Raw genomic sequence first — 18,421 nt, 5'->3', positions numbered from 1 at the left:
GCCCCCGCCGCCCCTACCCTTCCCTTCAAGGGGCTCCGCCCCTTGGACCCCGTGGGGTGCGTTGTCGGCCGACCGCCGGTGGGGACTTCTCGCGCAGTTCCCCGCGCCCCTTTACGGGGCGCATCGTTTCTCGCGCCCGCGCGGCGGAGCCGCGCAACGTACGCACCCCCGCGCCCCCTGCGGGGCGCGGGGGTGGGCCGGTGTCAGGCGAGGTTGATCGAGCGGGCGGAGGTCGCGCCGATTTCGGCGGCGAGTTCCGTGACCACGTTCGGCGGGACCGTGTCGTCGACCGTCAGGACCGCCAGCGCCTCGCCCCCGGCGACCGCGCGGGAGACCTGCATGCCGGCGATGTTGATGCCGGCCTCACCGAGGACGCGCCCGAGCGTGCCCACGACCCCCGGCCGGTCGGCGTACCGCAGCACGACCATGTGGTCGGCGAGTGCGAGGTCCACGTCGTACTCCCCGACCGCCACGATCTTCTGGTGGTGCTTCGGCCCGGCCAGCGTGCCGGACACCGACACCTCCTCGCCGTCCGCGAGCGTGCCCCGCACGACAACGACGTTGCGGTGGTCGGTGGCCTCGGAGCTCGTGGTCAGACGCACCTCGACCCCGCGCTCCTGGGCGAACAGCGGCGCGTTGACGTAGGACACCGTCTCGTCGACGACGTCCTCGAACACGCCCTTGAGCGCGGAGAGTTCGAGCACCTTCACGTCGTGCTGGGTGATCTCGCCGTACACCTCGACGTCGAGCCGCACCGCGACCTCGCCCGCGAGGGCGGTGAAGATGCGGCCGAGCTTCTCCGCGAGCGGCAGCCCCGGCTTGACGTCCTGGGCGATCACACCGCCCTGGACGTTGACCGCGTCGGGCACGAGCTCACCGGCGAGGGCGAGCCGCACCGACTTGGCGACCGCGATGCCCGCCTTCTCCTGCGCCTCGTCCGTGGAGGCGCCCAGGTGCGGGGTGCAGACGACCTGGTCGAGCTCGAACAGCGGGGAGTCCGTGCAGGGCTCCTTGGCGTACACGTCGAGGCCGGCGCCGGCGACCCGGCCCTCCTTCAGCGCCGCGTACAGCGCCTCCTCGTCGACGATGCCGCCGCGCGCGGCGTTGACGATGCGCACGCTGGGCTTGACCTTGCGCAGCGCCTCGTCGCCGATGAGGCCGAGCGTCTCGGGGGTCTTGGGCAGGTGGACGGTGATGAAGTCGGAGACCTCGAGCAGCTCGTCGAGGGTCACGACCTTGACGCCCATCTGGGCGGCGCGGGCGGGCTGCACGTAGGGGTCGTAGGCGACGACCTTCATGCCGAACGCGGACATGCGCTGCGCGACGAGCGCCCCGATGCGGCCGAGGCCGACGACACCGAGGGTCTTCTCGGCGAGCTCGACGCCGGTGTACTTGCTGCGCTTCCACTCGCCGTTCTTGAGCGCGGCGTTGGCCTGCGGAATGTTGCGCGCGGTGGAGACGATCAGACCGCAGGCGAGCTCGGCGGCGGTGACGATGTTGGAGGTCGGCGCGTTCACGACCATCACGCCGGCCTTGGTGGCGGCGGAGACGTCCACGTTGTCCAGGCCGACGCCGGCGCGGGCGACGACCTTGAGCTTGTGGGCGGCGGCGACGGCCTCGGCGTCGACCTTCGTCGCGGAGCGGATCAGGATGGCGTCGACGTCGGCGAGGGCCGGGAGCAGTTCGGCCCGGTCCGCCCCGTTGCAGTGCCGGATCTCGAAGTCCGGGCCCAGCGCGTCCACGGTGGCGGGCGACAGCTCTTCGGCGATGAGTACGACAGGTTTCGAGCTCACGTGGGTCCTCACATGTCCAATGCGGACGGCCGTCCCGACGGCCGCAGGCGGTGGGAGGGAAGCGGCGTCGGGAAAGGGCGGGCTCGCGCTTCCCCGGTGTCGCTGGGCCGCGTGGAAGACGCACGACGCTGTGGGCCTGACGCGTATTAGTGGTGCAGTCTAGTGGCGCGGCGAGGGCGTCGTGCGCCTCATCACGAGGATCACCCGTCCGTGGGAGGACGGGCGGGCCGACGCCGTGCGGACGGCGCCGGCCGGAGCGGGCCGGGGCCGGGCGGTGCCGCCCCGCCCCGGCCGCTCCCCGAGGGCTTACGCCTCCTCGTTGACCCAGCTCATGAGCTTGCGCAGCTCCTTGCCGGTGGTCTCGAGCAGGTGCTCGGAGTCCTGCTTCTTGTACTCGTTGTACTTCTTCAGACCGCCGTGGTACTCGTCCATCCAGTTCTTGGCGAACGAGCCGTCCTGGATCTCGGCGAGGACCTTCTTCATCTCGGCCTTGGTGGCGTCGGTGATGATCCGCGGGCCGGTGATGTAGTCGCCCCACTCGGCGGTCTCGGAGATGGACCAGCGCATCTTCTCCAGGCCGCCCTCGTACATGAGGTCGACGATGAGCTTCAGCTCGTGCATGCACTCGAAGTAGGCGATCTCCGGCTGGTAGCCCGCCTCGGTCAGCGTCTCGAAGCCCGCCTTGACCAGGGCCGCGGTGCCGCCGCAGAGCACGGCCTGCTCGCCGAAGAGGTCGGTCTCGGTCTCCTCGGTGAAGGTCGTCTTGATGACGCCGGCGCGGGTGCCGCCGATGCCCTTGGCGTACGACAGGGCCAGCGCGAAGCCGTTGCCGGAGGCGTCCTGCTCGACGGCCACGATGCACGGAACGCCGCGGCCCTCCTCGTACTGGCGGCGCACCAGGTGACCCGGGCCCTTGGGGGCGACCATGCACACGTCGACGCCGGCCGGGGGCTTGATGAAGCCGTAGCGGATGTTCAGGCCGTGGCCGAAGAACAGCGCGTCGCCGTCGTTCAGGTTCGGGGCGATGTGCTCCTCGTAGACCTGGGCCTGGATCGGGTCCGGCACGAGGATCATGATGACGTCGGCCTCGGCGGCCGCCTCGGCGGGGCTCACCACGCGCAGGCCCTGCTCCTCGGCCTTCGCCTTGGACTTCGAACCCTCGTGCAGACCGACACGGACGTCGACACCCGAGTCACGCAGCGACAGCGCGTGGGCGTGGCCCTGGCTGCCGTAACCGATGACCGCGACCTTGCGGCCCTGGATGATGGACAGGTCGGCGTCAGCGTCGTAGAACAGCTCGGCCACTTTCGGTTCACTCCTTGGTGTGCGGGTGTTGCGTCCCACCGTATGCCGGTGAGGGGGCGGGAAGCCGGGGGGTCTCGTAATGCGGGCGGCGCGCCGGGCAAGTGGTACCGGTCCACCGGCCGCGGGTACCGCCGGGGCGGGCGGCCGGTCGTTCCGGCCGCCCGGGGCGCGGGTCTGGCGGTGTGTCAGGCCGAGCGGTCGAGCGCGCGCAGCGAGCGGTCGGTGATGGAGCGGGCGCCGCGGCCGATGGCGATGGTGCCGGACTGGACCAGTTCCTTGATGCCGTACTGCTCCAGCATCCGGAGCATGGCGGTCAGCTTGTCGCTGGAGCCGGTGGCCTCGATGGTGACGGCCTCCGGGGAGACGTCGACGGTCTTGGCGCGGAAGAGCTGGACGATCTCGGTGATCTGGGAGCGCGTCTCGTTGTCGGCGCGCACCTTGACGAGGACCAGTTCGCGCTGGACGGCCTGGGCCGGCTCCAGCTCGACGATCTTGAGCACGTTGACGAGCTTGTTGAGCTGCTTGGTCACCTGTTCTAGCGGCAGGTCCTCGACGCTCACCACAATGGTGATGCGGGAGATGTCGGGGTGCTCGGTGACACCGACGGCGAGGGAGTCGATGTTGAAGCCGCGGCGGGAGAAGAGCGCGGCGATCCGGGCCAGGATGCCGGGGGTGTTCTCGACCAGGACCGAGAGCGTGTGCTTGGTGGACATGACGGGCGTACCTTCCTGAAGTCCCTGAAGTCCTCTGAGTTCGCGGGTGCGCGCGGGTGGCGCGCGGGTGACCCGAAGCTCTCCGGGGCTCTCAGTCGTCCTCGTTGTCGCCGAAGTCGGGGCGGACGTCCCGAGCGGCCATGATCTCGTCGTTGGAGGTGCCGGCGGCGACCATCGGCCACACCATGGCGTCCTCGTGGACGATGAAGTCCACGACCACGGGGCGGTCGTTGACCGAGTTGGCCTCCTCGATGACCTTGTCCAGGTCCTCGGGGCGCTCGCAGCGGATGGCGTAGCAGCCCATGGCCTCCGACAGCTTGACGAAGTCGGGGACGCGGGTGCCCCTGGCCTCCGGGTTGACGTCGTCCGGGCCCGAGTGCAGGACCGTGTTGGAGTACCGCTGGTTGTAGAACAGGGTCTGCCACTGGCGGACCATCCCCAGGGCGCCGTTGTTGATGATGGCGACCTTGATCGGGATGTTGTTCAGGGCGCAGGTGGTGAGTTCCTGGTTGGTCATCTGGAAGCAGCCGTCGCCGTCGATCGCCCAGACCGTGCGGTCGGGCTGTCCGGCCTTGGCGCCCATCGCGGCCGGGACCGCGTAGCCCATGGTTCCGGCGCCGCCGGAGTTGAGCCAGGTGGCGGGTTGTTCGTACTTGATGAAGTGCGCGGACCACATCTGGTGCTGGCCGACGCCCGCCGTGAAGATCGTGTCCTCGGGGGCGAGCTGTCCGATGCGCTCGATGACCGCCTGCGGGGAGAGCGAGCCGTCCGCGGGCTGGTCGTAGCCGAGCGGGTAGGTCTCGCGCCAGCGGTTGAGGTCCTTCCACCAGGCTTCGTAGTCGCCCCGGTGGCCGTCGGCGTGCTCCTTCTGGACGGCCTGGATCAGGTCGGCGAGGACCTCGCGGGCGTCGCCGACGATCGGCACGTCGGCGACGCGGTTCTTGCCGATCTCGGCGGGGTCGATGTCGGCGTGGACGACCTTGGCGTGCGGGGCGAAGCTGTCCAGCTTGCCGGTGACGCGGTCGTCGAAACGGGCGCCGAGGGCGACGATCAGGTCGGCCTTCTGCAACGCGGTGACGGCGGTGACGCTGCCGTGCATGCCGGGCATTCCCACGTGCAGCGGGTGGCTGTCGGGGAACGCGCCGAGCCCCATCAGGGTGGTGGTGACGGGGGCTCCGGTGAGCTCGGCGAGGACCTTCAGCTCGGCGGTGGCCTTCGCCTTGATGACGCCGCCGCCGACGTAGAGGACGGGCCGCCGGGCGGCGGTGATCAGCTTGGCCGCCTCGCGGATCTGCTTGGCGTGCGGCTTGGTGACCGGGCGGTAGCCGGGCAGGTCCATGACCGGCGGCCAGGAGAACGTGGTCTTGGCCTGGAGGATGTCCTTGGGGATGTCGACCAGGACCGGGCCGGGGCGGCCGGTGGAGGCGACGTGGAACGCCTGGGCGATCATCCGCGGGATGTCGTCGGCGTTGGTGACCAGCCAGCTGTGCTTGGTGATCGGCATGCTGATGCCGACGATGTCCGCCTCCTGGAAGGCGTCCGTGCCGATCGCGGAGGACGCCACCTGGCCGGTGATCGCGACCAGCGGGACGGAGTCCAGATTGGCGTCGGCCAGCGGGGTGACCAGGTTGGTGGCACCGGGGCCCGAGGTGGCCATGCAGACGCCGACCTTGCCGGTGGCCTGCGCGTAGCCGGTGGCCGCGTGGCCGGCGCCCTGCTCGTGGCGGACGAGGACGTGGCGGACCTTGGTGGAGTCCATCATCGGGTCGTACGCCGGAAGGATCGTGCCGCCGGGAATGCCGAATACCGTGTCGGCGCCGACCTCCTCGAGCGAGCGGATGAGGGACTGCGCGCCCGTCACCTGCTCGGGGACGGACGGCTGCTGTCCGGAGGAACGGGGCCGCGGCTGCGGATGGTGGGCCCCGGAGGCCTGCTCGGTCATCGGCATTCTCTTCTCGATGCTGAGGGTTTTTGCGTGGTTCGTGCGATACGTCAACTGTGGCGACTGCGGTACGGCTGGTGCCTGTGCAACAAAAAACCCCTCGTGCCAGGAGGCAAGCGAGGGGAGCGCGCCGGGTGCGGTCGCTGGGGATTCCGGGTGGTCCGGTCGGGCCCAGCTTCAGCCGACGCGCTGTCCAAGTACGAGAATTCGGGTGCGCATGGAACTGACCCTCTCCCTGGGGCGCACCGACTGTCAAGTGGGTGGGACGGGAGTCTCATCATGTGGGCGAAGGGCGGTACCGCCACCCAGGACGGCCGTACCGCCGAGCCCGGCCGTCGCGCCGCCGAGCCCGGATGTCGCGCCGCCGAGCCCGGATGTCGCGCCGCCGAGCCCGGACGTCGTGCCCCCGAGCGCCCCGGTGACGGTGCCGCCGAGCACCGCCGGGAGGCCGTGCGCGTAGACGCCCGCGCCCCTGCCCGCGAGGACGGGCTCGGCCGGTCCGTGCGGCACCGGGTAGTGGCCGCGGGTGAGCGCCCGGCGCAGCCGGTACTCGTCCAGCGGGCCGGAGAAGACCAGGCCCTGGCCGTGGGTGCAGCCCATGGCGCGCAGGGTGACGACCTGCTCGGGCAGGTCCACCCCGTCGGCCACGGACTGCAAGCCCAGGTCGGTGGCGATCCGGAGCAGTCCGCTGGTGATCTTGTGCAGCCGGGCCGACTCGACGACCCCCTCGACCAGCCCCCGGTCGAGCCGGAGGATGTCGACGGGGAGCCGGCGCAGCGCGGCGATCGTCGTCTGCCCGCTGCCGACGCCGTCCAGCGCGATGCGTACGCCGAGCCGGCGCAGGGCGCCGAGCCGGCGCTCCAGCTCCTCCAGGGGCACCCGGGCGTCGATGTCGGCCAGTTCCAGGATGAGGGCGCCGGAGGCGAGTCCGTGCCGGGTGAGCAGGTTCTCCACGGAGCCGGGCGGCAGGGTGCGGTCCAGGAGCCGGCGGGCGGCCAGGCGGACGGTGACGGGCGCGGCGATCCCGGAGGCGGTGCGCTCGGCGGCCTGGGTGACGGCCCGTTCGAGCAGGCCGCGGCACAGCTCGGCGGACCGCTCGCCGTCCTCGGCGACGCGCAGGAACTCGCCGGGGGTGAACAGCACGCCCTGGGCGGAGCGCCAGCGGGCCTGGGCGGCGACCGACGAGATCCGGCCGTCGGCGAGGGCCACGACGGGCTGGTGCAGCAGCAGGAATTCGCCGTCGTGCAGCGCGGTCCGCAGCCGGCCGGCCAGTTCGGCCTTGCGGACGACGTCCTGTTGCATCTGGGGGGCGTACAGCTCGACGCGGTTCTTGCCGGCCGCCTTGGCGCGGTACATGGCGAGGTCGGCGTTGCGCAGCAGTTCGCCCGCGCCGAGGCCGGGTTCGGCGAAGGCGACGCCGATGGAGGCGGCGACGCGGACATCGTTGCCGTCGATGGTGTACGGCTGCGAGAGTCCGGCACGGAGGCGGTCGGCCAGTTCTCCTATGTGGCGTTCCCTGGCGGCGCGGTCGCGGGTGCCGTCCCCGGTGATGAGGGCGGCGAACTCGTCCCCGCCGAGCCGGGCGGCGGTGTCGCCCTGTCTCAGGGAGTCCTGGAGCCGGCGGGCGGCCTGGACGAGCAGTTCGTCCCCCGCCTGGTGGCCGATGGTGTCGTTGACGGCCTTGAAGCCGTCGAGGTCGATGAAGAGCACCGCCGTGCCGCGCAGCGCGGGGCCCCGGTCCGAGGCGCGGCGGCCGGAGAGCGCCTGCCGCACGCGCCGGGTGAACAGGGCGCGGTTGGGCAGGTCGGTGAGCGGGTCGTGCTCGGCGTTGTGCTGCAACTGGGCCTGGAGGCGCACCCGTTCGGTGACGTCCCGGCTGTTGAAGATGAGGCCGCCGTGGTGGCGGTTGACGGTGGACTCCACGTTGAGCCAGCCGCCGTCGCCGGAGCGGAAGCGGCACTCGATGCGGGTGGTGGGCTCCTCCAGCGGGCTGGCGGCGAGGAAGCGGCGCACCTCGTGCACCACGCAGCCGAGGTCCTCGGGGTGGATGAGCCCCGCGAGTTCGGTGCCGACCAGCTCCTCCGCGGGCCGGCCGTAGACCCCTGCGGCGGCCGGGGAGACGTAGCGCAGGACGCCGCTGGGTGCGGCGATCATGATGACGTCGCTGGAGCCCTGCACCAGGGAGCGGAAGTGGTTCTCCTTCTGGGCCAGTTCGTGGGTGAGCGTGATGTTGTCGCGCAGCATGATGCCCTGGCGGGCCAGGAGGGCGAGCACGACGGCGCCGGCGGTGAGCAGCACGACGCGGTCGACGCTGCGGCCGTCGAGGAGGTTGTAGAGGATCCCCAGGGTGCAGACGGCGGCGGCCAGGTAGGGCGTGAGCGCGGCGATCGAGCCGGTGAGGGGGCGGGTGACCGGATACCGGCCGTGGCCCGGTTCCACCGGATACGGGTACGGCTGGGAATGCGGGTGCGGATACGGGTGCGCCTGCCCGGCGGGGCGAACCTGCCCGACGGGATGGGTCTGTCCGGCGGCGTGGGTCTGTCCGACGGGGTGGGTCTGGACGGCATCGGTCCTGGTGTGCTCCTGCGCCGGCCCCGTCCTGGTGTGTTCGTGGGCCGGTGCGCCGGCGCCCGGCACATGGGCGTGCACCACCCGGGTGTGCGCCTCGCCGTACCCCTCGTCGGTGCGGGTGCCGACCCAGGGGGCGTAGGCGAGCAGCAGGGAGCCGGAGAACCAGCCCGCGTCGAGCAGTTGGCCGGAGTGGTAGGCGTTGTGCAGGAGCGGCGAGGTGAACAGGGCGTCGCACGCGACCGTCAGGCCGAGCGCGCCGATCGCGGTGTTGACGGCGGAGCGGTTGACCGCGGAGCGCCGGAAGTGCAGCGCGAGGACCATGCTCACCAGGGCGATGTCCAGCAGCGGGTAGGCGAGCGAGAGCGCGGTGTGGGCGACGCTCGGCCCGTCGAACCGGGCGGCCTGGGCGAGCGCGAGGCTCCACGACAGGGTGAGCAGCGAGCCGCCGATCAGCCACGCGTCCAGCGCGAGGCAGAGCCAGCCGGCCCTGGTCACGGGCCGTTTGGCGAGCACCAGCAGGCCCACGATGGCGGGCGGCGCGAAGCACAGGAAGAACAGGTCCGCCCAACTGGGGCTGGGTACCGGGCGTTGGAGGACGACCTCGTACCAGCCCCAGACACCGTTGCCGAGGGCGGCCATGGTGGAGGAGACGGAGAACAGCAGCCAGGCGGGTCGAAAGCGGCTGCGGCGGGAGCGCGCGCGGAGCAGGCAGGAGACGGCGGCGGCGCCCGCCGCGATGCTCAGCCCGAAGTCGCCCATGAAGAGCGCGAGCCGCTGTGAGCCCCAGCCGAGCGCGGCACCGACGGCGTATCCCCCGCAGAGCAGGGCGAGGAGCAGCTGCGGGACCGGGCTCGGGCGGCCGTGCGGCGCCCGGCGGCGGACCGGCAGGGCCCCGGGCGAGCTCACCGGTCCCACCCGGTCCGGGTGGGGGCGGCACCGCGGTTCCGCCGGTGTGCGTGGCGCCTGCGGGGGGCGGGCCCGTGGTGGTGCGGGCCGCCGCGGGTGCCTCCGGGTGGCGCCGCGCGCACGGTTCGTCGGCGCGCGCCCTGTCGCGTCGGATCGGTGATGGTGGTCAGGCCGTGCATCGTCCGTCGCCCCCCTCGCAGTCCCAGTCGCTGGTCGTTCCCTCGTCCCCCGCGCCGAATCGAGCACGGCGCAGCCCCTTCCCGGGACGATACACCAGGATCGTCACTCAGGGACATAGTCTCTCTACTCTCCGTGACGACCAGCGAGGATGCGCGCACGGACCGCTTCCGGGGGGCTGCGGAGCGTGCACGGAGCGGGTTCGGCGCGCGGCGCGGCTGCCGTACGCGCTGGTCGTGCGCCCCCGGGCGGACGACCGCCCGCCCGGGGCGTCCGGTGCGTTCAGTCACCCGTGGTGAGGACCACGTTGCGCAGCGGTTCCCGGTTCACCAACCGGGTGAGCTGATCGGCCAGGAGCCGCTTGGCGCGGGGCAGGAAGGCCGAGGTGGGGCCGCCGACGTGCGGGCTGATCAGCACGCCGGGCGCGGACCACAACGGGTGCCCCGGGGGCAGCGGTTCGGGGTCGGTGACGTCGAGTGCGGCGGTGATCCGGCCGGTCTCCACCTCGGTGAGCAGCGCCTTCGTGTCGACGACGCCGCCGCGCCCCACGTTGACCAGCAGCGCGCCGTCCTTCATCCGGGCCAGGAACTCGGCGTCGGCCAGTCCCCTGGTCTGTTCGGTGAGCGGGGTCACCAGCACCACCACGTCCGCCTCCGGCAGGAGTTCGGGCAGGGCGGCGATCGGGTGCACGGGGCCGCGCGCCGTCGTGCGCGCGGAGCGCGCGACGCGTGCGACCCGCGCCACCTCGAACGGTTCGAGCCGGTCCTCGATGGCGCTGCCGATGGCTCCGTAGCCGACGATCAGCACGGACCGGTCGGCGAGCGCGGGGTGGAAGCCGCTCGTCCAGCGCCCCTCGTCCTGGGCGCGGACGAAGCCGGGGACGCCGCGCAGCGAGGCGAGGATCAGAGTGAGCGCGAGCTCGGCGGTGCTCGCCTCGTGCACCCCGCGCGCGTTGCACAGCCGTACGCCGGGCGGCAGGGCGGACAGCCGGCCCGTCACGTCGTCGACACCGGCGGTCAGCGTCTGCACCACGCGCACGTTCCGCAGCGCCTGAAGCGGTCTGACGCGCACGGCCTGCGGCTTCATGTACGGCACCACGTACACCGCGCAGTCGGCGGGATCGCCGGGGAACTCCTGCTCGCCGTCCTCGCCCCCGTCCCAGAAGAGATAGCGGAACCCCTCGGGGAGCCGGTCGATCTCCTCGGGCGGAATGGGCAGCCACACGTCGTCGGTCATGCCAGGAGGCTATGCGAACTCCTGTACGCGGCAACGGTTAGGTTGGTGGCCGGGACAGGGGAGGATACGGCCAGGTGGAGCGCAGGACGTTGGGCGCGGCGGGGCTCGAGGTGGGGGCCGTGGGGCTCGGGTGCATGCCGATGAGCTGGGCGTACACCGCGTCGCGGCGGCGGGGCGAGGAGTCGCTGCGGACGGTCCACCGGGCGCTGGACGCCGGTGTGACGCTGCTGGACACGGCGGACATGTACGGGCCGTTCACCAACGAGCTGCTGATCGGCCGGGTGCTCAAGGAGCGGCGGGCGGACGCCTTCGTGTCGACCAAGGTGGGGCTGCTGGCCGGCGAGCAGCACATCGTGGCCAACGGCCGCCCGGGCTACGTCCGGCGGGCCTGCGACGCGTCGCTGCGGCGGCTGCACACGGACGTCATCGACCTGTACCAGCTGCACCGCGCGGACCCCGAGGTGCCCGTGGAGGAGACATGGGGCGCGATGGCGGACCTGGTGCGGGCCGGGAAGGTGCGGGCGCTGGGGCTGTGCGCGATGGACGTGCGGGGCGGCCGGCGGTCGCGGGCGGGGCTGTACGACGGGACGGTGCGGCAACTGGAGCGGGTGCAGCAGGTGTTCCCGGTGAGCGCGGTCCAGGCCGAGCTGTCGGTGTGGTCGCCGGAGGCGTTGCGCACGCTGCTGCCCTGGTGTGCGGCGCGCGGGGTGGGCTTCCTGGCGGCGATGCCGCTGGGCAACGGGTTCCTGACGGGCACGCTGCGGCCGGGCGAGGGGTTCGAGCCGGACGATCTGCGGGCCCGGCATCCGCGCTTCACGGCCGAGATGATGGCGGCGAACCAGCCGATCGTGGCGGGGCTGCGGCGGATCGCGCGCCGGCACGGGGACGGGGTGAGCGCCGCGCAGGTGGCCCTGGCCTGGACGCTGGCCCAGGGCCCGCACGTGGTCCCGGTGCCGGGCACGAAGCGGCCCGGCTGGGCGGCCGAGAACGCGGCGGCGGCCGGGGTGCGGCTGACGGAGGAGGACCTGGCGGAGGTGGCGGGCCTGCCGCCGGCGCAGGGCTCGTGGGACTGAGGGCGCGCCGGTCGTACGGGAGCCTCCTCGGTCACGTCGTACGGGAAGCCCCTCGGTCCCGTCGTACGAGAACCTCCTCGGCCCCGCCGTGCGGGAACCTCCTCGGTCCCGTCGTACGGAACCCCCTCGCCCCCGTGCGGGAACCCCCCGGTCCCCGTGACCGTACGCACCCGACCCGCGACGGGCGCCGCCCCCGGCGACGTACGCTTCCCTTCACGGCGCGGCCGTGCCGCGCGACCCCGGCGAAGGGACCCGATCGTGCGCTCTCGACCCACCGCGGCCGCGCTGGCGGTCGCCGCCCTCCTGCTGACGGCGGGCTGCTCCGGCGGCGGCTCCAACGGGCCGGACGGCGGCCGGACGAGCGCCTCCGCCGGCCGCACCGCCGGTCCCTCCGCGACGGCGACGCGCACGCCGCCCGCCAAGGGCTCGGTGAAGGTGCTGCGCACGGTCGCCGACGGCCTGGACACCCCGTGGGGCCTCGCCCCGCTGCCCGGCGGCGGACTGCTCGTCTCCTCCCGGGACAAGGGCACGCTCACCCGGGTCGACGACAAGACGGGCAGGAAGACGACGCTGGGCTCCGTGCCCGGCGTCTCCGCGGACGGCGAGGGCGGCCTCCTCGGCATCGCCCTCTCCCCCGCGTACGCCTCCGACCATCTGGTGTACGCCTACTTCACGACCGACTCCGACAACCGCGTCGCCCGCATGCTGTACGACCCGAAGAAGCCGGCCGGGGAGCAGCTCGGCGCCCCGGACACGGTGTTCAAGGGCATCCCGAAGGGCTACATCCACAACGGCGGCCGGATCGCGTTCGGCCCCGACAAGATGCTGTACGCGGGCACCGGCGAGTCCGGCGAGCGGGGTCTCGCCCAGGACAGGAAGTCGCTCGGCGGCAAGATCCTGCGCATGACCCCGGACGGCGAGCCCGCCCCGGGCAACCCGTTCGACGACTCGGTCGTGTACACGTACGGCCACCGCAACGTCCAGGGCCTGGCCTGGGACGACGAGCAGCGCCTGTTCGCCTCGGAGTTCGGCCAGGACACGTGGGACGAGCTGAACGCGATCGAGCCCGGCGCGAACTACGGCTGGCCGGACGCGGAGGGCACGTCGGACGACACGGAGTTCCACGACCCGCTCGCCCAGTGGCACACCGACGAGGCCTCCCCCAGCGGCATCGCGTACGCCGAGGGCTCGATCTGGATGGCCGGCCTGAAGGGCGAGCGCCTGTGGCGCATCCCCCTGAACGGCACGAAGGCCTCGGCGGACCCGCAGTCGTTCCTGGAGGGGAAGTACGGCCGCCTGCGCACGGTGGCCGCCGCGGGCGGCGACAGGCTCTGGCTCACGACGAGCAACACGGACGGCCGCGGCACCCCGAAGAAGGGCGACGACCGGATCCTGGAGCTGGAGGTCGGGTAGGGCCCGCCAGGGCGGGCCCCTTCCCCCGCCTCAGCTCGTCGACGGCAGGCCGAGGATGAGGTCCGTGTACTTGGCCACCGCGAGGAGCAGGCCGAGGACGCCGAGGGCGACGCCGCCCCAGGCGGCCGACTTGATCCAGGGGGCCTGCGGGCGGCCCGGGGTGCCGAAGGCGGGGCGGGCGAGGACGACGACGCCCACGACCAGCGCGAGCAGGGCGAAGAGGCCGCCCCACAGCGCGGTGGCGTGCCAGGCGTCGCCGTAGACCTCCTTGATCTGCTTGCCGACGCTCGCCGAGGACGAGGTGTGCAGCTGCCCGACGAGCGTCTCGCGGGCGGAGGCCACCGTGCCGACCCAGCTGCCGGTGAGCGAGACCACACCGAGCGCCGCGGAGACGATCGCGCCGGCGCCCTGGCCGACCCCGGAGGGGCCGGTGTCCTTCGGGTCGCCGTCCGGCGCGTCCTCCTGCGCAGCGCCCGCACCGGGCTCCGCGGCGGCCGTCCGCTCCGGCTCCGCGGCGGCCGTCCGCTCCGGCTCCGCGGCCGGTTCCGCCGCCTCGGCCGGCGCCGTCGTGTCCGCCGCCTCGGCCTCGGTCTTCGCCTCGGCGCCGGTCACGGTCGCCCCGGCCTCGTCAACTGTCTTGGATCCCATAACTCCGCACCGTACGTACGCTCTCTGAGAGGTCCCTTAACGGGGGTCCCCATGGTCCTCGGCGGCGCCGGCCGCGCGGGCCTGCCGCCATTCGGGGGCGAGCAGGGACCACACCTCGATGTCCTGCCGTACGCCCCGGTGGAGATGTCTCCCGCGCAGTACGCCGTCGCGGCGCATGCCCAGCCGTCGCGCCACATTGATGCTGGGTGTGTTGGCGGACGACACCAGCCACTCCACACGGTGGATGCCGCGCGCGTCAAACGCCCAGCCGAGGAGCACGCGCGCGGCCCGGGTGACCAGTCCCCGCCCGGCCGCCGCCGGTTCCAGCCAGCAGCCGGCCTCGGCGAAGCCCCGTGCCGCGTCGAACGTGCGGAACAGCACACCGCCCACCAGCTTCCCGTCCAGCCAGATGCCGTGCAGGCTGCCGGCGTCGTCGGCGCGCCGGTGGGCGTACATCGTCAGCAGCTCCCGCGCGGAGTCGGCGTCCGTCTGCTGCTCGCCGAAGGCGATGTGCTGCCCGATGAACTCGCGCCCGCGGTCGAGGTGGGCGAGGAACTCCTCGGCGTGCCACGGCTCCAGAGGGCGCAGTTCGGCCCCGTCGTCACCCAGGGATGTCGCGTACATCGTCCTGCCGCTCCTTCACCAGCGCGTCCACTTCCTCCGCGAGCGCGGCGTCGTCCGTGCCGAGCCCGGGGACCGCGAGCAGTCTCGCACGGCACTGCGGCGGCTCGATGCTGAGGCGGGGCAGGCGGGCGTCGAGGCCGCGCGGCAGCCACCAGTTGGCGCCGCCGAGCAGATGCATCAGGGCGGGCACGAGCAGCGTGCGCAGCACGAACGCGTCGAGGGCGACGGCGGCGGCGAGCGCGATGCCGAACATGGCGATCGTCCGGTCGCCGCTGAGGACGAAGGCGAGGAAGACGGAGATCATGATGACGGCGGCGGAGTTGATGACGCGGCCGGTCTCGGCGAGGCCGACGCGTACCGCGCGCCGGTTGTCGCCGGTCTCCAGCCACTCCTCGTACATCCGGCTGACCAGGAAGACCTGGTAGTCCATGGAGAGTCCGAACAGCACCGACACCATGATCACGGGCAGGAAGGGCTCGATCGGCCCGGCCCGGCCGAGGCCGAGGAGTTCGCTGCCCCAGCCCCACTGGAAGACGGCGACGACGACGCCGAACGCGGCGGCGACGGCGGCGACGTTCATCGCGGCGGCCTTGAGCGGGATGGCCAGGGACCGGAAGGCGAGCAGCAGCAGGACGCAGCCCAGCCCGATCACCACGCCGACGAAGAGCGGGAGTTTGCCGATGATGACGCTCGCGAAGTCGTCGTACCCGGCGGTGACCCCGCCGACCTTCACGTCGAGTCCGGTGCCGGACTCGGCGCGCGGCAGCACCTCGGTGCGCAGCCGGTCCACGAGGTCGCTGGTGCGTGCCGACTGCGGGGCGGACTCCGGGACCACGGTGAGGTAGGCGGTGTTCCCGCCGGGGTTGTAGGTGGCCGGGGAGACCGAGGCGACGTCGGGGGTGGTGCGCAGGGTGGCGGCGAGGTTGTCCAGAATCAGCCGGTCCTCGGCGTCGTCGACGTGGGTGACGAGGGTGAGGGGGCCGTTGACGCCGGGGCCGAAGCCGTCGGCGAGGAGGTCGTACGCCTGCCGGGTGGTGGTCGCCTTCGGGTCGCTGCCGGCGTCGGAGGTGCCCAGGTGGAGCGAGAGGGTGGGCAGCGCGAGGACGGCCATGACGACGAGGGCGAGGGCGCCGAGGAGCTTGGGGTGCCGTTCGACGAAGGCGGACCAACGGGCGGCGAACCCGGTGGGCACCTCCGGTTCGGGCCCGTGCTCGGCCAGGTGCCGGCGTTCGCGGCGGCTGAGCGCCCGCATGCCGGTGTACGACAGCAGGGCGGGCAGCAGGGTCACGGAGGCGGCGACGGTGAGGACGACGGTCAGCGCGGCGGCGATCGCGACACCGTTGAGGAAGCCCAACCGGAGGATGAGCATGCCGAGCAGCGCGATGCACACGGTCGCACCCGCGAACACCACCGCGCGCCCGGTGGTGGCGACGGCCTCCTGGGCCGCGTCGGCCACGGACAGCCCGCGTTTGAGGCCCCTGCGGTGCCGGGTGACGATGAACAGCGCGTAGTCGATGCCGACGCCGAGCCCGATCAGCATGCCGAGCATGGGGGCGAAGTCGGCGACGGTCATGGCGTGGCCGAGCAGTCCGATGCCGGCGTAGGCGGTACCAACGCCGACGAGCGCGGTGGCGATGGGGAGCAGTGCGGCGGCGGGCGAGCCGAACGCGACGAGGAGCACCGCGGCGGCGACGAGCACGCCGACGATCTCGGCGAGGTGCCCGCCGGCGGACTCGGTGAGGGTGACGGCGCTGCCGCCCAGTTCCACCTGGAGTCCGTCGGTCTCGGCGGACTTCGCGGTGTCGACGACGGCCCGTGCCGCGCCCTCGGTGATGTCCTGCGAGGGGTCCTCGAAGGTGACGGTGGCGTAGGCGGTGCGGCCGTCGCGGCTGATCTGCCCGTTCCGGCCGTCCTCGTAGGGGCCGGTCACGGAGGCGATGCCGGGGAGGTCGGCGAGCCGGTCCAGGGTGCGGGTCATCGTCTGTTCGACGTCGGCGGCGCGCACGGTGGTGCCGGTGGTGTGCCAGACGACGGTGTCGCTGTCGCCGTCGGTGCCGGGGAAGCCCTCGTGGAGCAGTCGGCCGGCCTGGCTGGACTCGGTGCCGGAGACTCCGTAGTCGTTGGAGTAGGCGGTTCCCGCGACGGCCGCCGCGGTGAAGACGCCCGCGAACGCGGTCAACCACAGCAGAACGGCGGCAAGGCGCCGCCTGACACACCAGCGTGCGAGGGCTGCCACGGACGTACCCCCTGGGGGAATTGTGGATCTTTGCCCGAAGTCAGCCGGGAATAAAACGAACGGCCCGCAAAGAACGCTTGAACACTGCTCGTTCACTGTTGCAGCAGGAAATGATCGTTTGTCGCGATCGTGGCGTTCCTCACAGGCATACGGAACGATTCACAGGGCATTGATGGCCGCCGTCCGAGCGGGGCCGCCGCATGCCGGAGGGGGCGCACCGGACTCGGTGCGCCCCCTCCGCCGACGTACGGATACGCCTCGCTCAGCCCTCGGTGACGCCCAGCTTCTCGAGGATGAGTTCCTTGACACGGGCCGCGTCGGCCTGGCCGCGGGTGGCCTTCATGACCGCGCCGACCAGCGCGCCGGCCGCGGCCACCTTGCCGCCGCGGATCTTGTCGGCGATGCCCGGGTTGCCGGCGATCGCCTCGTCGACGGCGGTGCCCAGGGCACCCTCGTCGGAGACGACCTTCAGACCGCGCTTGTCGACGACCTCGTCCGGCGTGCCCTCGCCGGCCAGCACGCCCTCGATGACCTGGCGGGCCAGCTTGTCATTGAGGTCGCCCTTGGTAACCAGCTCGGTGACCCGGGCGACCTGCTCCGGCGTGATGGCCAGCTCGTCCAGCGCCTTCTGGGACTCATTGGCGCTGCGGGCCAGCTCGCCCATCCACCACTTGCGGGCGGAGGCGGCGTCGGCGCCGGCGTCGATCGTGGCGACGATCGGCTCCAGCGCGCCGGCGTTGAGGATCGCCTGCATGTCGGTGCCGGAGATCCCCCACTCCTCGCGCAGCCGGTTGCGCCGCACCAGCGGCAGCTCGGGCAGCGAGGCGCGGATCTCCTCGACCCACTCGCGGGACGGGGCGACCGGCACCAGGTCGGGCTCCGGGAAGTACCGGTAGTCCTCGGCCTCCTCCTTCACGCGGCCGGAGGTCGTGGACCCGGTGTCCTCGTGGAAGTGCCGGGTCTCCTGGATGATCGTGCCGCCCGAGGAGAGCACCGCCGCGTGCCGCTGGATCTCGAAGCGGGCCGCGCGCTCGACGGACCGCAGCGAGTTGACGTTCTTCGTCTCGCTGCGGGTGCCGAACTTCTCCCGGCCGTGCGGGCGCAGCGACAGGTTGACGTCACAGCGCATCTGGCCCATCTCCATGCGGGCGTCGGAGACGCCGAGCGCCTTGATGAGCTCGCGCAGCTCGGCGACGTACGCCCGCGCGACCTCGGGGGCCCGCTCGCCCGCGCCCTCGATCGGCTTGGTGACGATCTCGATGAGCGGGATGCCGGCGCGGTTGTAGTCCAGCAGGGAGTGGGACGCGCCGTGGATACGGCCGGTGGCGCCGCCCACGTGCAGCGACTTGCCGGTGTCCTCCTCCATGTGGGCGCGCTCGATCTGCACCCGGAAGACCTCGCCGTCCTCCAGCTGTACGTCGAGGTAGCCGTCGAAGGCGATCGGCTCGTCGTACTGGGAGGTCTGGAAGTTCTTCGGCATGTCCGGATAGAAGTAGTTCTTCCGGGCGAAGCGGCACCACTCGGCGATCTGGCAGTTGAGCGCGAGGCCGATCCGGATGGCCGACTCGACCCCGGTCGCGTTGACGACCGGGAGCGCGCCGGGCATGCCGAGGCAGGTGGGGCAGGTCTGCGAGTTGGGCTCGGCGCCCAGCTCGGTGGAGCACCCGCAGAACATCTTCGTCTTGGTGCCGAGTTCGACATGGACCTCAAGGCCCATGACGGGGTCGTACGACGCGAGAGCGTCCTCGTACGACACCAGGTCGGTCGTGGTGGTCACGGTGAAA

At 72.4% G+C, this 18,421-nt stretch carries 12 protein-coding genes; 2 read left to right on the top strand and 10 right to left on the bottom strand.

From position 1 onward, the window contains the following. Positions 1 to 203 precede the first annotated feature (203 nt). The 6 genes from serA to IO29_RS14345 form a co-directional block, all read right to left on the bottom strand. Entirely contained in the window at positions 204 to 1,793 is a 1,590-nt protein-coding gene (gene serA / locus IO29_RS14370) for a phosphoglycerate dehydrogenase (RefSeq protein ID WP_030380200.1), read from the bottom strand. 306 nt (positions 1,794 to 2,099) lie between these two features. Then, positions 2,100 to 3,098, bottom strand: a complete 999-nt coding sequence (ilvC, locus tag IO29_RS14365; protein ID WP_030380199.1) for a ketol-acid reductoisomerase — start codon at positions 3,096 to 3,098, stop codon at positions 2,100 to 2,102. Between the two features lie 185 nt (positions 3,099 to 3,283). Then, entirely contained in the window at positions 3,284 to 3,811 is a 528-nt protein-coding gene (ilvN, locus tag IO29_RS14360) for an acetolactate synthase small subunit (RefSeq protein ID WP_030380198.1), read from the bottom strand. Positions 3,812 to 3,902: 91 nt separating this feature from the next. Continuing rightward, entirely contained in the window at positions 3,903 to 5,753 is a 1,851-nt protein-coding gene (locus IO29_RS14355) for an acetolactate synthase large subunit (protein ID WP_030380197.1), read from the bottom strand. A gap of 252 nt (positions 5,754 to 6,005) precedes the next feature. Continuing rightward, a complete protein-coding gene (locus tag IO29_RS14350) occupies positions 6,006 to 9,239 on the bottom strand; it encodes a putative bifunctional diguanylate cyclase/phosphodiesterase (RefSeq protein ID WP_030380196.1) in 3,234 nt (1,077 codons plus the stop codon). A gap of 450 nt (positions 9,240 to 9,689) precedes the next feature. Continuing rightward, entirely contained in the window at positions 9,690 to 10,643 is a 954-nt protein-coding gene (locus IO29_RS14345; RefSeq protein ID WP_199806888.1) for a 2-hydroxyacid dehydrogenase, read from the bottom strand. A 74-nt stretch (positions 10,644 to 10,717) separates the two neighbouring features. On the opposite strand from IO29_RS14345, the gene IO29_RS14340 reads away from it, so the two are divergent. Continuing rightward, positions 10,718 to 11,716: an aldo/keto reductase gene (locus tag IO29_RS14340; protein WP_030380194.1), complete on the top strand. Its 999-nt coding sequence runs from the start codon at positions 10,718 to 10,720 to the stop codon at positions 11,714 to 11,716. A gap of 258 nt (positions 11,717 to 11,974) precedes the next feature. Further along, positions 11,975 to 13,129, top strand: coding sequence for a PQQ-dependent sugar dehydrogenase (locus tag IO29_RS14335; protein WP_030380193.1), 1,155 nt, complete (start codon positions 11,975 to 11,977; stop codon positions 13,127 to 13,129). Between the two features lie 30 nt (positions 13,130 to 13,159). Here IO29_RS14335 and IO29_RS14330 read toward each other — a convergent pair whose 3' ends face one another. The 4 genes from IO29_RS14330 to gatB all read right to left on the bottom strand — a co-directional run bounded on the left by IO29_RS14330 (position 13,160) and on the right by gatB (position 18,414). After that, on the bottom strand, positions 13,160 to 13,777 hold the full coding sequence (locus tag IO29_RS14330; protein WP_030380192.1) for a hypothetical protein: 618 nt from the start codon (positions 13,775 to 13,777) through the stop codon (positions 13,160 to 13,162). A 36-nt stretch (positions 13,778 to 13,813) separates the two neighbouring features. Continuing rightward, positions 13,814 to 14,401: a GNAT family N-acetyltransferase gene (locus IO29_RS14325; protein WP_030380191.1), complete on the bottom strand. Its 588-nt coding sequence runs from the start codon at positions 14,399 to 14,401 to the stop codon at positions 13,814 to 13,816. Then, entirely contained in the window at positions 14,379 to 16,637 is a 2,259-nt protein-coding gene (locus tag IO29_RS14320; protein ID WP_030380190.1) for an MMPL family transporter, read from the bottom strand. Before IO29_RS14320 ends, IO29_RS14325 begins: the two co-directional genes overlap by 23 nt. A gap of 262 nt (positions 16,638 to 16,899) precedes the next feature. Continuing rightward, positions 16,900 to 18,414: an Asp-tRNA(Asn)/Glu-tRNA(Gln) amidotransferase subunit GatB gene (gatB, locus tag IO29_RS14315; RefSeq protein ID WP_030380189.1), complete on the bottom strand. Its 1,515-nt coding sequence runs from the start codon at positions 18,412 to 18,414 to the stop codon at positions 16,900 to 16,902. Positions 18,415 to 18,421 lie beyond the last annotated feature (7 nt).

Source organism: Streptomyces sp. NRRL F-6676, assembly GCF_000725625.1.
In the GTDB taxonomy this organism is placed as follows: domain Bacteria; phylum Actinomycetota; class Actinomycetes; order Streptomycetales; family Streptomycetaceae; genus Streptomyces.
Note: the sequence above shows the minus strand (reverse complement) of the source record. Positions and strands in the feature narration are given on the sequence as shown.

What these genes read in the sequence shown, in the direction of transcription:
- IO29_RS14345 (WP_199806888.1), bottom strand. Translation starts at nt 10,643, where the DNA reads ATGACCGACGACGTGTGGCTGCCCATTCCGCCCGAGGAGATCGACCGG.
- IO29_RS14325 (WP_030380191.1), bottom strand. Translation starts at nt 14,401, where the DNA reads ATGTACGCGACATCCCTGGGTGACGACGGGGCCGAACTGCGCCCTCTG.
- IO29_RS14330 (WP_030380192.1), bottom strand. Translation starts at nt 13,777, where the DNA reads ATGGGATCCAAGACAGTTGACGAGGCCGGGGCGACCGTGACCGGCGCC.
- ilvN (WP_030380198.1), bottom strand. Translation starts at nt 3,811, where the DNA reads ATGTCCACCAAGCACACGCTCTCGGTCCTGGTCGAGAACACCCCCGGC.
- IO29_RS14355 (WP_030380197.1), bottom strand. Translation starts at nt 5,753, where the DNA reads ATGACCGAGCAGGCCTCCGGGGCCCACCATCCGCAGCCGCGGCCCCGT.